The organism is Acidithiobacillus sp. TH-A67 (genome assembly GCF_057473545.1).
Genome location: NZ_JBYCKU010000012.1, coordinates 78,228 through 90,799, shown reverse-complemented (window position 1 = coordinate 90,799; position 12,572 = coordinate 78,228). Strand labels below are relative to the sequence as shown.

At 59.7% G+C, this 12,572-nt stretch carries 15 protein-coding genes and 1 pseudogene; 1 reads left to right on the top strand and 15 read right to left on the bottom strand.

The annotated features are described in order from the left end of the window. Window positions 1-249 (top strand): annotated as a pseudogene (locus AC2VNM_RS01905) (hypothetical protein); the annotation flags it as partial. A gap of 391 nt (window positions 250-640) precedes the next feature. Here AC2VNM_RS01905 and AC2VNM_RS01900 read toward each other — a convergent pair. The 15 genes from AC2VNM_RS01900 to AC2VNM_RS01830 form a co-directional block, all read right to left on the bottom strand. Continuing rightward, the gene (locus AC2VNM_RS01900; RefSeq protein ID WP_483164694.1) at window positions 641-1,096 is read right to left on the bottom strand and encodes a host attachment protein; all 456 of its coding nucleotides are present in this window, start codon (window positions 1,094-1,096) and stop codon (window positions 641-643) included. 37 nt (window positions 1,097-1,133) lie between these two features. Further along, the gene (locus tag AC2VNM_RS01895; RefSeq protein ID WP_215873088.1) at window positions 1,134-1,337 is read right to left on the bottom strand and encodes a hypothetical protein; all 204 of its coding nucleotides are present in this window, start codon (window positions 1,335-1,337) and stop codon (window positions 1,134-1,136) included. Between the two features lie 10 nt (window positions 1,338-1,347). Then, window positions 1,348-1,542 carry a hypothetical protein gene (locus AC2VNM_RS01890; protein ID WP_483164695.1) on the bottom strand — a complete coding sequence of 65 codons (195 nt, stop codon included), beginning with the start codon at window positions 1,540-1,542 and terminating at the stop codon, window positions 1,348-1,350. An 80-nt stretch (window positions 1,543-1,622) separates the two neighbouring features. After that, window positions 1,623-2,210 (bottom strand): histidine phosphatase family protein, encoded by a 588-nt coding sequence (locus AC2VNM_RS01885; protein WP_483164696.1) that lies wholly within the window; start codon window positions 2,208-2,210, stop codon window positions 1,623-1,625. Next, window positions 2,207-3,463, bottom strand: coding sequence for a class I SAM-dependent methyltransferase (locus tag AC2VNM_RS01880; RefSeq protein WP_483164697.1), 1,257 nt, complete (start codon window positions 3,461-3,463; stop codon window positions 2,207-2,209). Before AC2VNM_RS01880 ends, AC2VNM_RS01885 begins: the two co-directional genes overlap by 4 nt. 90 nt (window positions 3,464-3,553) lie before the next feature. After that, window positions 3,554-5,659: a proton-conducting transporter transmembrane domain-containing protein gene (locus AC2VNM_RS01875; protein ID WP_483164698.1), complete on the bottom strand. Its 2,106-nt coding sequence runs from the start codon at window positions 5,657-5,659 to the stop codon at window positions 3,554-3,556. Then, window positions 5,659-6,378: an NADH-quinone oxidoreductase subunit NuoB gene (gene nuoB, locus AC2VNM_RS01870; protein WP_483164699.1), complete on the bottom strand. Its 720-nt coding sequence runs from the start codon at window positions 6,376-6,378 to the stop codon at window positions 5,659-5,661. Before nuoB ends, AC2VNM_RS01875 begins: the two co-directional genes overlap by 1 nt. Continuing rightward, window positions 6,378-7,958 carry a hydrogenase large subunit gene (locus AC2VNM_RS01865; RefSeq protein ID WP_486912765.1) on the bottom strand — a complete coding sequence of 527 codons (1,581 nt, stop codon included), beginning with the start codon at window positions 7,956-7,958 and terminating at the stop codon, window positions 6,378-6,380. Before AC2VNM_RS01865 ends, nuoB begins: the two co-directional genes overlap by 1 nt. Continuing rightward, complete coding sequence (locus AC2VNM_RS01860) at window positions 7,955-9,427, bottom strand: proton-conducting transporter transmembrane domain-containing protein (RefSeq protein ID WP_483164701.1); 1,473 nt, start codon at window positions 9,425-9,427, stop codon at window positions 7,955-7,957. The genes AC2VNM_RS01865 and AC2VNM_RS01860 overlap by 4 nt, the downstream gene beginning before the upstream one ends. Next, window positions 9,417-10,091 carry a hypothetical protein gene (locus AC2VNM_RS01855; protein WP_483164702.1) on the bottom strand — a complete coding sequence of 225 codons (675 nt, stop codon included), beginning with the start codon at window positions 10,089-10,091 and terminating at the stop codon, window positions 9,417-9,419. The genes AC2VNM_RS01860 and AC2VNM_RS01855 overlap by 11 nt, the downstream gene beginning before the upstream one ends. Next, on the bottom strand, window positions 10,091-11,053 hold the full coding sequence (locus AC2VNM_RS01850; RefSeq protein ID WP_483164703.1) for a respiratory chain complex I subunit 1 family protein: 963 nt from the start codon (window positions 11,051-11,053) through the stop codon (window positions 10,091-10,093). Before AC2VNM_RS01850 ends, AC2VNM_RS01855 begins: the two co-directional genes overlap by 1 nt. Next, window positions 11,050-11,574, bottom strand: coding sequence for a hypothetical protein (locus tag AC2VNM_RS01845; RefSeq protein ID WP_483164704.1), 525 nt, complete (start codon window positions 11,572-11,574; stop codon window positions 11,050-11,052). Before AC2VNM_RS01845 ends, AC2VNM_RS01850 begins: the two co-directional genes overlap by 4 nt. Next, window positions 11,571-11,858 (bottom strand): DUF211 domain-containing protein, encoded by a 288-nt coding sequence (locus AC2VNM_RS01840; protein ID WP_483164705.1) that lies wholly within the window; start codon window positions 11,856-11,858, stop codon window positions 11,571-11,573. The genes AC2VNM_RS01845 and AC2VNM_RS01840 overlap by 4 nt, the downstream gene beginning before the upstream one ends. Beyond that, window positions 11,858-12,253 (bottom strand): HEAT repeat domain-containing protein, encoded by a 396-nt coding sequence (locus AC2VNM_RS01835; RefSeq protein ID WP_483164706.1) that lies wholly within the window; start codon window positions 12,251-12,253, stop codon window positions 11,858-11,860. Before AC2VNM_RS01835 ends, AC2VNM_RS01840 begins: the two co-directional genes overlap by 1 nt. Then, a complete protein-coding gene (locus tag AC2VNM_RS01830; protein WP_483164707.1) occupies window positions 12,250-12,567 on the bottom strand; it encodes a DUF190 domain-containing protein in 318 nt (105 codons plus the stop codon). Before AC2VNM_RS01830 ends, AC2VNM_RS01835 begins: the two co-directional genes overlap by 4 nt. Between the last annotated feature and the right edge of the window lie 5 nt (window positions 12,568-12,572).

Here is a 12,572-nt window from a genome sequence, read left to right as displayed (position 1 = left end):
GAAGGGAAGACTACCCTGCCCAAGGACGCACGGATTCGGCTCTTTGTGCGCGAGCCCGGCCAGCTTGCGCGAATCCTTCCTGGGCTACAGGCCTGGGCGGCAGCCGATGCCCTGGGCATGAATGTAGCTTGTGATAAACCGGGTGTATGCGAGCATTGGCGTCAGTATCCCATGCCCATCACCGCCTATCGCCTGCCCTTGCCGAAAATCACCACCCCCGTACCAGCGCTGGGGCGCTTCCGGCAATGAAGAGGGGAGGCGATATGTAGGGAAAAAAGCCTTCCTGCTGTCAGGGAGAAAAATGTATGCCAACGCTTTGTAAACGTTTATGGCAGGCAAGCATGAGCGCCAACCAATATCCGAGTAATAGGTTGGTTAATCAAATGGTGAGTATTTTCAGGTTATTTATAATCGCTAGGTGTGCTTTCCTTTTCGTCTCTTGTACGGCGTAGAAAGCTCTTTCTGGCCGAGCGATAAAGGCATGGGCACGCAGGCTGTAGAAATATTGAAGCGATCGCCGCAGCGCGCCGAGCAGTGCGTGCGAACGCACTGGTACTGGCGCACGACTGTGTTGTTCCTGGTGGGGATATTCGCCGGCGACTCTGCTTTTACTAAAAAAGCTTGGCCCGTATCGACGTCCCTAGGATTTTTTCTGATGCTCGTCCAAATGCCTCTGCAGCTCCTCGGCGCTGGTATGGGTGTAGTCTTTGGGCACACTCAAAAGGATGGCCGCCTGGCTGGGTCCATCCAGCGCCTCGCGCAGCAGGCCGAGAAATTCGGGTGAGGCAACCAGAATCAGTGCCTCGAATGCACCTTGCTTGCGTTCCTCGTTGAGGAAGCTGCCCAGCTTGGCGGCGAAATCCTGTTTTTCATTTTCCTTGGGGCTGTTCTGCGGCTCGATGGCCGGGCGAGCGCCGTGGGCAAAGCTTTGCTGACTGCGACCAGCGGCGCTGTCGGCGATCAGATCCGCAGCGTGTTTGCGGCTGTCCTCGTGGCTCCAGGCGCGCAGATATTCCGGCATCTGCAGCGGGGTATGCCGCTGGTAGAGCTTGGCGCTGCTGGCATTGGCCACCAGGATCCAGGTTTTGGCTCCCATATTTTCTCCCTTTGTGTATCCGCTAACTCTCTCATCCTTACCGCAAGTCCTCTGGTTCGTCGTATTCATAACGAGGTGTTCCGCCTGCGCTGGGCACGGGATCGGGTAACAATTTCCGTAGTTCCGCACCCGCGGCGCCAACGATTTTCGCGTTCTTGTCCAGTTGCGCTGCAATTTCCTGCGCTTCTTCCATGCTCATCTCCAGAGTCGTACTCTCTGCATCTTCACGAATGATCTTCATACGGGCCTCCTCAATCAAACACGCCTTTCGGTTGCTGGAAATGGTCGTCGATACGGTAGTCCTGCTCACCAAGCAAATAGGCCATATCCAGCGGGACAGCGGAAAACTGCTCGGCATTTTTGATGATCGGCTCGACGATCTTGTTGAGGTCTTTCTTGGCAAATTCGATACGCAAGGTATCGGAGGGAGATTCTACCAATTTCATGGGCAATGCCTCCTTTCTGTCTGACACAAGATAAGTGTAGTACAGCGTGTCCGGAACTGTGTTCGTGGATTGACGCTATCTCAGGCTAGTCGTTGGTTCCACAAGACGATGGCCGGGCTGGTATGCTCCCAGCCTAGTCGGGAGATGCTGGCGGCATCCAGATGTAAATGGTCGCCAAATTCCAGACCCAGCCCCAGCCAGCAACAGGCAAGGGCGCGCAGAATGTGGCCGTGGGCAAAGCACAGGACATGTTCGTGTCCTGCATCCGCCCAATCCTGGAGCAGTTGCCGGCAGCGCTCCTGCACCTGTTCGCCGCTCTCGCCCTCGGGCGCGCCGCAGCGAAAGATGGTCCAGTCGGGATTTTCCTGATGGATTTCCGGGGTGGTTTTGCCCTCGTAGCGGCCGTAGCGCCACTCGTGCAGGGCCTCGTGGGCCTCCGGCGCGAAGCCGGCGAGCACGGCGGTGTGCCGCGCCCGTCGCAGCGGGCTGGTGTAGATCCCGTCAAAATGGTGTTCTCCCTCGGCAAAGTGGGTCCACAGGGCCTTCGCCTGTTCCCGCCCTTCCTCGGTGAGATCGATATCCGTGCTGGAGGTGTGTTGCCCGCTTTTCGACCATTCCGTCTCCCCATGTCGGACCATGGTGATGGAGCGGATCTTTTCGAGCTTCATAGATCTCCCCACTCTGGCTCAGCCCGACGGAAGGGGTCGTTGTCGACATACTGGTAGCGCCGCTCCCAGGGGCGCGGGGTCAGTTCCTCTCCACTTTGCTTGACCGCCAGCACCTGGTGCAGGGCCGACCAGTTGCGCCAGAAGCCGTAGGCGCAGCCGGCCATGTAGATGGCCCAGATGCGGTAACGGGTCTCGCCGACCATGGCAATGGCTTCTTCCTTGTGTGCCTCCAGGCGCCGTACCCAGTGGATGAGGGTCTGAGCGTAGTGCGGACGCAGGTTTTCGACGTCCAGTACCTCGAGATTGGCTCCGGCCATATCCCGTACCACCCGCCATAAATGGGGAATTTCGCCATCGGGAAAGACGTATTTGTCGATGAAGTCACTACCGGAGTGATGACCACCCTCGTCATCCTGACTGGCGGCGGTGATGCCGTGATTCATGACCCAGCCGCCTTCCTTCAGTACCCGCTGGATGACATCGAAATATTCGGGGAGTTTGGCGCGCCCCACATGTTCAAACATGCCGATGGAACTGACCTTGTCGAAGTATTCCCGTTCGGGAATGTCCCGATAGTCTTGCAGGCGGATCTCGACTTTGTCGGCTAGGCCCTCGCGCTCCATCCGCTCCTTGGCCAAGGCATACTGCTCTTCGCTCAGGGTCACGCCTACGCCCTGTATGCCATAATGGCGTGCCGCCCAGCTCAGCAGCCCGCCCCAGCCGCAGCCGATGTCGAGGAGTCTCTCGCCCGGCTCCAAGTGTAGCTTGCGACAGATGTGGTCGAGCTTTTGCTCCTGGGCGGTGTCGATGTCTTCTTCGCCGGTTTTGAAGTAGCCGCAGGAGTAGACCATGTTGCGGTCGAGCCAGAGTTGATAGAAGTCGTTGGAGACGTCGTAGTGGTAGTGAATCGCCTCTTTGTCTTTGCTCTTGCTGTGCAGAGCCTTGCGGATGAGACCGGTTTTCGACGATTTTTTCTTGGGGAAAGCATTGCTCAGGCCCTCGGCCACGGCAAGGATGTCCTGGTAGCGTCCTTCAATATCCAGCTCGCCTTGCACATAGGCCTCGCCAAGTACATCCAGGGTGCTCCCCACGAGCAGGTTGGTGATGATCTTGGCGGATTTGAGCCGCATGGTGACGATGGGCGCGTCGGCAAAATCGTAGCTGTGATCGTCCCAGAAAATGATCCGCAGCGGCAGCGAATGGCCGTTGAGGCCGTTTTTGACATGGTCAAGAAAGTTTTTGCGTAGATCCACTGGTTTCTCCTTGGTCAAGTCTCGTATCAAGAAATCTGGCGCCGGGACTGCGCGCCCTGCCTGTTTGATAAGGTAGAGGCTGCCCGCGCATCATGAGTTCGCCGCGATGAGGAAAAGCAAGGCAAGTACCATCGCGGCGAGGATGTAGGCCGCGTAGGTATTGATCTTACCATGGTGCATCCGGGCCAGTAACGCGGCGATTGCCGTGGCAGCACTGCGAATAGGGCCTATTATCAGGCGTTCGGAAATGTTGTTGATCACCTCACTGTGCCGCAGGTTGAGTAAAAAAGCCCCTTGCCGATCCTCGGTGCTCTGTACCGATGGCCGCAGGAAACTGCGAAAAACCACCCGAACAGGTGCCGCAAAGGTGCTCGCGGTGTAGGTCATCTCCGGACGCAGCCGCAGCAGACCGGCATCCCAAAGTGTAGCCCGTGTTACCCTCCGCTGCCGTAGGCCACGCACCAGCAGCCAGACGATCCCCAGCAGAAAGAGCAGTACCAGAATGGTCAGTAGGGTAGACATGGCGTAGACCACAGGCGCGCTGCTGTTAAGGTGCATGACGGCAAGTCCGCGCAGCGGCAGCCAGCTGGCGCCAATCTCGGTGCCCAAGGGTGCCAGGGCATGGCGTACGGCCGTCGGTATGCTGCTGGAAGTGGAGAAGAAATCGGGAACCAGACTGGCCGTAGGATTACTGCCCAGAATTCCTTCGGCAATGCGGCCCAGCACGGGGATGACTGCCGTTGCCCCCACCCCGAGCAGCAGGCAGAGCAAAGCGAGCAGGGCCATGGGTAGCGTCACGGCCAAGGGGGCGGGGCGCGCAGTGCGCGCTGCTGCAGAGCGCGGCAGACCGAGCAGGGCCATTCCCGGCAGCATGATGAAACAGGTGAGGGCGAGACCGGAGGTCAGGGCGAGCAATGCGCCGGAGAGGGCGAAGGTAATGCGTACTGGAACCTCAGGAATTTCCACCACCCGAAGCAGCGATTCCAAAAGCAACCATTCGCTGACGAAGCCATTGAAGGGTGGCAGTGCGGCAATGGCAAGGGCCCCCACGACGAAGAGACTGCTCAGCACGGGAAGGCGTTTCATCAACCCACCCAGGGCATCGAGATTGTGGGTGCCCGTAGCGGCATCAATCCCCCCCGCGCCAAGAAAGAGCAGCGTTTTGAAGCTGGAATGGTTGATCATGTGATAGAGGCCCGCCACCAGACTTGCGCCGCCGAGCAGAGGATAGCCATACGCTGTAAAGGTCAGACCAGCACCGATACCGGCGGTGGCGATCCCCATATTCTCTACGGAACTCTGCGCGAGCAGTCGCTTCATGTCGCGCTCGACCAGGGCATAGAGAATGCCGATCAGGGCAGTGAGTGCACCAGTGCTCAGAATGATGAGGCCGAGATGCGGCATGTGCAGGGCGATAGGGGCATCGATGCGCAAAAAGGCATAGAGCCCCAGGTTGAGGGTTGCGCCGGAAAGGATGGGGGAAGTGGAACGTGGCGCGGTTCCATGGGCCTCGGGGAGCCACACATTGAGTGGTATCACCCCCGCCTTCATGCCAAATCCGAAGAAGGCGAGAAGCCCTGATGCGAGTAACAAGGATGGCGGAAGCGTCGGAATCGCCGCGATGATCGGACCAAAGCGGTCGTTGTGCGCGCCTGCGGCGAGCAACAGCAGCCCCGCTAGTCCCGCCAGGCTGCCGATCTCAGATAGAGCGAGGGTCAGTAGTCCTGCGGCCACGGGTTTGCTCTGCCGGGTTTCGAAGGTGATGATCGCCCAGATGGAGAGGGCCGCGATCTCCCAGCAGAACAGAAAGGCGGCAACGCTGTCGGCCAGGAAGAATCCTGTCATTCCAAGTAGGGTAAGCAGTACCACGGCACAGAACAGGGCCTGCCGTCCGCGCGGATAGGCATTGGCGTCGTGCGCGACAAAGGGCAGGGCCATGGCGAATACTACAGCGGTAATCAGTATCAACAGCCCGGCGAGAGGCGTCTGGGCAAAAGTAAAGGCGCCGATGACCGGCAGTTGCAGCTGGATCAGGGGTAGCTTGCCATTACCCATGGCCAAAACTCCCTGAAGGGCGAGCAGCACGGCGGCTGCTTCCATGCTCAGCCATGCCAGCAGGGCAGTCGCGCGACGACCAGGCAGGAGGACGAGGAGGGGAGCGAGAAAAGCCAGAAGATAGGCGGCGACGTAGAGCATCAGCGAACCTCCCTTTCCGCGGGGCCGTTTGTCCAGCCCATGAGCCTGCGCAGCCCTTCGATAATGGCGAGCGGCGGCGGTGGGCAGCCAGGAATCCAGAGGTCGACTGGGATCACGCCCTCCAGGCCACCGTGACTCGCGAAGCTTTTCCCAAACACCCCACCGTTGATGGCGCAAACTCCCATACCAAGCACTCGCTTGGGCTCCGGCATGGCGGCATAGGCCTTGACTACGGCCCGGTGCATGGCGTCGGTAATGGGGCCAGAAACCAGTAGCACGTCAGCATCCCGCGGTGTGGCCGTGATGAAGATGCCAAAACGGTGCAAGTTATACACCGGAGCATCGACCAGACGGATCTCGTTGACACAGGCGCCGCAGGCCCCCGCGTCGACGTACAGAACGTGCAGGGAACGACGGAAACGGGCAGGAAAGGGTTGCGCATGGGTATCCCGCCAATGACTCCAGGCAGCATCCTCTTGCCAGGGTAAGGGATCCGCTCCCTGACGACAGCGTTGACAGTGCACGCAGTGATCCATCTCCACTTCCACCCTCCCTGCCTGCGCCCGTAATGCCTGAGTGGGACAGATCATGGAGAACTGGTCGGCATCCTGGCGCGCAGCCGCCACAGGTCGGCCAGGGCTGGCGCCTGCCGGCACGGAAGCCTCCCAGGATTCGGTTTGTTGCCCGCCACGCAGTCCATACCAAGGCCAGAAGCTCATCAGCGATCGTTCTCCGCTACCGACAGGCCCCAGGTGGCCAGGATGATGGGAAAGTCTTGGAAGGCGGCCCCTTGGATCGCCCGTTCGAAAGCGTGCCAGTTGCGGAAGCCCGGAGTGCCTAGGCGCAGACGCAACACACTGCCGTCTTCTGCCAGGCGGAGCCAGTGAAAGGTCGCTCCAGAGGGCGCCTCCACCCAGGCCAGGGCATGACCAGCACGGATCGGGCATTCGGTTCTGATCGGTCCGTCGGCGATCTGGGTCAGCATTTCCTCCATGAGCCCAATGCTGATCAGGGTTTCCGCAAAGAAGATACGCAGTCGCGCATAGCCGTCTCCCTGCTCCTCGGTCGGAATTTCCGGTTCCCATTCAGAATAGGCGCCATAGGGTAAATGCCGGCGCAGATCGAGGGCGCGGCCCGAGGCGCGGGCGATGGGCCCCACCACGCCAAAGGTCTTGGCAAAATCCGCTGTCAATGTGCCCATTTCCTCGATACGGTCGAGAAAACTCGAGCTGGTTTCCAGGTGTTCGCGCAGCGCCAACAGATCGCGACGCAGGCGTGCCAGGGCGGCGATCCAGAGGTCCCGCTGCTCCGCGTGCAGATCCTGACGCAGACCGCCTGGGCACAACAGGCCAAACAGATAGCGATGGCCGGCTACCTGTGCACTGAGGCGCAGCCAGTCCTCTACCAAATTTTGTGCCATTGCCTTGGCCACGGACAGGGCGGTGGAGCCGCAGATTTCCGCAATATTGGCGCAGTGATGGCGGGCCCGTTCCAGCTCGGCAAAGAGGATCCGTAGTTGCTCGGCGCGGCGAGGGGCCGTACAGCCGGCAATGCGTTCGACGGCTTGGCAATATGCCCAGCTGTGCGCGAGGGCCGCCGCCCCGGCAAAGCGTTCACTGAGGAGAAATGCCTGATCGACGGCCTGTCCCTCGGCGATCTTTTCCACGGCCCGATACTTGTAAAAAAGCCGGGTATGCAGGTAACGGATCTGTTCCCCCGGGGTTTCCAGCAACCAGAGGCCGGACTCGTTGTAGTCGCCCCAGATGGGTCCAACCGGAAAGACGATGGCGCCTTCTTCTTCGAGTAGCTGCGGCGGTTGCCAGTGCTCGCCGGAGCCCTCCCCTGCTGGTCGTTGTCTGGCGGAGAAGCGATGCAGCATGGGGTCTACGCCTTCTGGCCAATCCTCATCATGCAATACGAAATCACCAAGGAAGGGATGTCCGGTAAAGCGCAGGCCATAAAGGTCCCAGGCTTCCCGTTCATGCCAGTCGGCAGCATGTACGGCGTCACTGATGGCAGGTAGTTCCGTCCCCGGGGCAACAGCGATGCGCAACTCCAGAAGGTGATGCTGGCGGGGCGCATAGAAATAGTACCGAACGGTGAAAGATAGGGCCCTGTCCGGGTGTTCCTCGACGAGCAGGGTCGCGAACTCTGCTTGCCAATGTTCTACCAGCTCGCGAGCCAGGCCAGGGAGCTGCTCCGGGGTGCAGACCAGGCGCAGACAGTAACCGTCAACCTCGCTCAACGAGAGAGCCGGGTAGGATTGCAGCCAATGCCGCAGGCCGGTAGCCTCACTCATTTCGTCAGCTCCAGCATATGGGCTGCTTCCTGCACCAGGTGGGTGAGAGGGGGAGGCAGATAGAAGCCAAAGAGGAACACCGGAACAAAGGCAATAATCAACGCGAGGAGACTGCTACGAGGTAGGCGGATGGCTGGCCCACGAACGGTATCTTCGGGTTTGCCAAAGGCAATCCGGGTACTCTGATAGGTGAGGGCAATGAAGGCAAGGGCGATGAAAAGGGTCAGGAGGCCAGTCGCGAGATACTGGCCACTGCCATAGCCAGAACGCAAAATTTCAAATTCTGAAAGGAACAGCGCGAAAGGCGGTGCGCCGGCGATCGCCAGGGTTCCCAGCACCAATGCCCACCCCACTAATGGTGCGCGGCTGATCAGACCACGTACCTTGGCAATTTCCTGGGTGCCAAAAACGATGCCCGCGAGTCCCGCAGCGAAAAAGCACAGTGATTTGGTAAAGCCATGGGCGAAGAGCTGGTAGACCGTGCCGCTTTCGTGCGCGGCTGCCCCCAGGCCACAGGCGGTCAGAATGATACCCATGTGTTCGATCGTGGAATAGGCAAACATGCGCTTGAAGTCATGGACCTGCAATAACAGAAAAGCGGCACTCCCAACGGTGATCAGGCCCAGTACCAGGTACCATGCGGCAGGATCGTGGATCTGGGGATTGCTGGCCAGGATGGGGAAGAGGCGCAGGATCATGTAGAGGGCAGCGCTGGTCTCGACCCCGGAGAGCACGGCGCAGACCGAAGCCGGGGCCTGGCTGTGGGCATCTGGCAGCCAGGTATGCATGGGCACCAGTCCGGCCTTAGCACCAAAACCAATCAGCCAAAGGACGAAGGCAAGAAGCAGAAGTGGCCCCGGAATCCTGGGCGCCGCCGCCAGCAGGCCAGCCCAGGTTGGGGGGGTACCTGCGGCATGGGTGGCATAATATAGCAATAGCACGCCGAGCAAAGCGATCATGGCCCCCATGCTGGTCAGCGCCACGTATTTCCAGGCCGCTTCCAATGCTTCGGCACGGTCTTCATAGGCCACCAGGAAGGCCGAGAAGACGGTAGTTAGTTCGATGGCGATCCACATCAGCGCCAAGTTCGCCAGGAGCGGCACTGCCAGGATGACCAGGGCAAAGACATTCATCAAGGGGAAATACTGACGATAACGGGGCGGCGATTCGTTTTCTCGCTGTTCCTGGCGTCGGGCCCAAAGGTAGCCGATGGCATAGAGTGAAGATGTGCAATACACGAAGCTCACAGGTAACAGGTACAGTGCCCCCAGGGGGTCGAGCGCAAAGATCGGGCCCCCGTGCAGGGTCCCATTGGCGGTCACCCAGAGGGCGGCGACGATGGAGAGGGCAAGGGTGCCCAGCGCCGCGACCAGACTGACGTAAGGGGCAAAATCCTGCCGCGGCACGGAGAGCAGGGCGCCTGCCAGGGGAAGTAGCAGAATTAGCGCGGGAAGCCAATCAGCGTTCATGCAGGCGATCCAGTTCGCTGACCCGGGTACTGCCGGTAACGCGACGAATGTTGCGAATGAGAAGGCCAATGACCAGCGCCACGATAGGCACATCCACTGCCGCAGCGATTTCTGCAATTACCGTCAGGTTGTGGACGATGGCAATGGAGCCGAAAAACGCGCCGTTTTCCATCAAGAGTAGCCCCATGAGTTGCGCTACACTCTCGCGGCGAATCGCGACCGTGAAGGCCCCCCAGAGCACCATGATAAGCCCAGTGGGCAGATTCAGCGGAGCAAAGGGGACGCCCTGCAGCAGTGGCAGTGTCGGCGCTACCGCAAACCAGCCGAGCAGGGCGAGCATCGCCGCGGCCAGCACGGTGGTCGGGATGCCGATGACCTGATCCACCTCGCGGCGGCCGTAGACCTCTGCACCGGCTGCCCAGCGTAGTACCAAAGGAACGGCGATCACCTTGGTGACGAAGGTGATGATCGCGACCCAGAGGAGATTGATGGCTTGCAGACTGGCCGCCAGCACCAGGGCAGAGAGCGTGAGTGCAATCGCCTGCCACATGAAGAAACGCAGAGACGCATACATCTGGCGGGCAACCATCGAGCCCAGCCCAAGCACGATAAAGAGAGCGGCAATGGAACCATCCAGGTGGAAGGCAACAGAAGACACTTGCATCAGCCGATCCCCACGAGGCGCACGCTCACGGCAAAAAGGCAGATCACAAAAGCGACCGCCAGAAATTCCGTGATCCGAAACAAACGTAACTTGGCCAGACTCGTCTCGACCAAGGCAAGGACGACAACAAAACCCAACAACTTGAGACAGACGAGCACAATGGCGAGCAGGACATCGAGAGGCTGGGTGGTACTGCTCAAGCCCCAGGGAGTGATCAACACATTGACAAAAATCAGCGCCAGGACCATGAGCTTCATGGCGCCGCCCCATTTCATCAAAGCCGCACTGCTGCCGGAATATTCCAGTCCTTTTGAGTGCCCAATCATGGCGATCTCGACCTTGCCGGCGGGGCTATCCACCGGAATGCGGCCCTCGTCTGCCAAAATCAGCAGGAAAAAGGCGAGGATGACGAGCAGATGAGCCGGTTGCAGCATACTGCCCCAGGATGCCGCCCAAGTGGCGTTGACAACGTAGGGTATGGTGCTGTTGGCCACGTAGGAGACGCTGAAGAAGACCATGATGAACACCGGTTCTGCTAAGAAACCGACCATATGGGTGCGGCTGGCACCGACGGCGGCATAAACGTTGCCTGTGTCCATGCCGGCTAGGGCCAAGAAAAAGCCGGCGATGGCCATGAGAAAGCCCACCGCAACCATATCTCCCATAAACGCGAAAAAGAGTGGAAAGGCGGTCACTGCGGGAATCAGCAGTACCACAAAGAGAGGCATAACAAAAGCGATCAGGGGCGCGAGACGAAATATCCAGCTGCTCTCTTCTGAAATCACCTCATCCTTGCCGAAGAGTTTCCAGATATCCCGATAGGTCTGCCAGATGCTGGGGCCCTGTTTGCCCTGAATAATTTCCTCCAGGCGATGCAGGATCCCCTCCAGGAGGGGGGCGAAGGCCAGCAGAAATGCCATCTGCACACCGTTGAGCAAAAAATGGCTCAGCACCGGACTCATGAGATCCCCACCTTCAGCCCCAGCAATGCCAGGGCATTGCCGATTGCCATCAAACCCAGGGCCCAGACCCAGCGGCGTCCCTCTACCCAACGGCCCAGGCCGATACCCACCAGCATCAATACCAGGTTGGCCATCAGGAGCGGCAGGTAAATTTGTCGTGGGTACAAAACCGCAGCGCCAAGGGGTAGGCAGGCACCAAGAAAGCTACTGAGGGTAGCGAGGCCGGCAGTGAACCAGGCGCTGTGCAGGGCGCTCAAGCCCAGATCGCTGCGCAGCAACGGTCGCACAGAAGGCTGGTTCAACTGCCGTGCCATACGTGCCAATTCATTGCGCAGGCTGGCGTACTCTGCCACCCACAAGGGAAGAAACCCCGCAGCTGAGCTGAGGATCCCGATGCGCAGGGCTTGCCAGAGATCGAAGGTGCCGGCGAGCATTTTCTGACTGGCCAGTACGAGAGACGTGCAGGTACCGTCGGCCACGCCGAGCACAATGGGGAAGAGCTGTTCCGGCCCAATTCTCATTTACCAGCTCGGTGGCGGTATTCCACCATCCGCTCTCCAACAACGATTTCTTCGATGCCGTGCACGGCAGCCCCGCATTTCTCGATTGCCGCGAGCAGTGCGCTGACATCGATGTTGTCTCCCTCGACATTGATCAAGGTCCCGACGGTTTCCTGGTCGACTTCTTCGACCGAGATATTGAACCCCTCCACCCCAGCCACTGGCTCGATGGCGCGGGCAATGTCGAGAAGACTGGGTCTGGCAAAAGCCTTGTCGACATCCAGTACGAGCCGACGAATCCGCATCAATCCTCCTTGCCGAGCAGCAATCGTTGCTGCCTGGCCGCTTCCCGCACACTGTGCGCGGGATGCTTTTCGAGCAGTGAAAGTGCCTGCAACTTTTCCGCGCCGTTGGGCAAGCGGGCGATGGCCTCTACCACCGCCAGACCCTGTACCACATCCACGTCGGACTGCAGGGCACACTCGGCGAGGGGGAGGGCGGCCTCTGCCCGGCCCTGATTCTGCAGGCTGAGGATGGCGCCCATGCGCACCTCGGAGTGAGGATTGCGCAGCGCCCAGACCAAGCGATCAAAATAGGGGGTGTTGCGCTCCCACGCCTCGATGTCCCGCCCGCAAGCCGGGCAGATCTGGCTGCCGATGGGAATTTCCGCGTAGCAGAGCGGACAGTAATGGTGGTTCACGGGCAGCCACACTCCGCTTCCCAGCGCAGGATGTGGTTGGCGGGCACCAGCTCTTGCAGGCGCGGCATGACCGCATCCACGGCCTCCGGCTCGTCGAAAAATTCCAGAACCAAGGGGAGATGCACATTCAGTCGCAGCACGTCATCGGCATGGACCGTACCCTTGCTGCCAAAGCCGGCAATGCCACGGAACGCCGTCACCCCATGAACCTTGTATTGGTCATGCAGCATGCGAAAAATCTCTTCCATGAGATTGTGCCCGTCGTGTTTATCACCCTCTTTGATATACACGCGTACTACCGATACCGTCGTCATGCTTC

Excerpts from the sequence above, each read along its gene's own strand:
- AC2VNM_RS01845 (WP_483164704.1), bottom strand. The coding sequence starts at position 11,574 with ATGAGAATTGGGCCGGAACAGCTCTTCCCCATTGTGCTCGGCGTGGCC.
- AC2VNM_RS01865 (WP_486912765.1), bottom strand. The coding sequence starts at position 7,958 with ATGAGTGAGGCTACCGGCCTGCGGCATTGGCTGCAATCCTACCCGGCT.
- AC2VNM_RS01840 (WP_483164705.1), bottom strand. The coding sequence starts at position 11,858 with ATGCGGATTCGTCGGCTCGTACTGGATGTCGACAAGGCTTTTGCCAGA.
- AC2VNM_RS01850 (WP_483164703.1), bottom strand. The coding sequence starts at position 11,053 with ATGAGTCCGGTGCTGAGCCATTTTTTGCTCAACGGTGTGCAGATGGCA.
- AC2VNM_RS01895 (WP_215873088.1), bottom strand. The coding sequence starts at position 1,337 with ATGAAGATCATTCGTGAAGATGCAGAGAGTACGACTCTGGAGATGAGC.
- AC2VNM_RS01860 (WP_483164701.1), bottom strand. The coding sequence starts at position 9,427 with ATGAACGCTGATTGGCTTCCCGCGCTAATTCTGCTACTTCCCCTGGCA.
- AC2VNM_RS01855 (WP_483164702.1), bottom strand. The coding sequence starts at position 10,091 with ATGCAAGTGTCTTCTGTTGCCTTCCACCTGGATGGTTCCATTGCCGCT.
- AC2VNM_RS01900 (WP_483164694.1), bottom strand. The coding sequence starts at position 1,096 with ATGGGAGCCAAAACCTGGATCCTGGTGGCCAATGCCAGCAGCGCCAAG.
- AC2VNM_RS01830 (WP_483164707.1), bottom strand. The coding sequence starts at position 12,567 with ATGACGACGGTATCGGTAGTACGCGTGTATATCAAAGAGGGTGATAAA.
- nuoB (WP_483164699.1), bottom strand. The coding sequence starts at position 6,378 with ATGAGCTTCTGGCCTTGGTATGGACTGCGTGGCGGGCAACAAACCGAA.
- AC2VNM_RS01885 (WP_483164696.1), bottom strand. The coding sequence starts at position 2,210 with ATGAAGCTCGAAAAGATCCGCTCCATCACCATGGTCCGACATGGGGAG.
- AC2VNM_RS01875 (WP_483164698.1), bottom strand. The coding sequence starts at position 5,659 with ATGCTCTACGTCGCCGCCTATCTTCTGGCTTTTCTCGCTCCCCTCCTC.
- AC2VNM_RS01890 (WP_483164695.1), bottom strand. The coding sequence starts at position 1,542 with ATGAAATTGGTAGAATCTCCCTCCGATACCTTGCGTATCGAATTTGCC.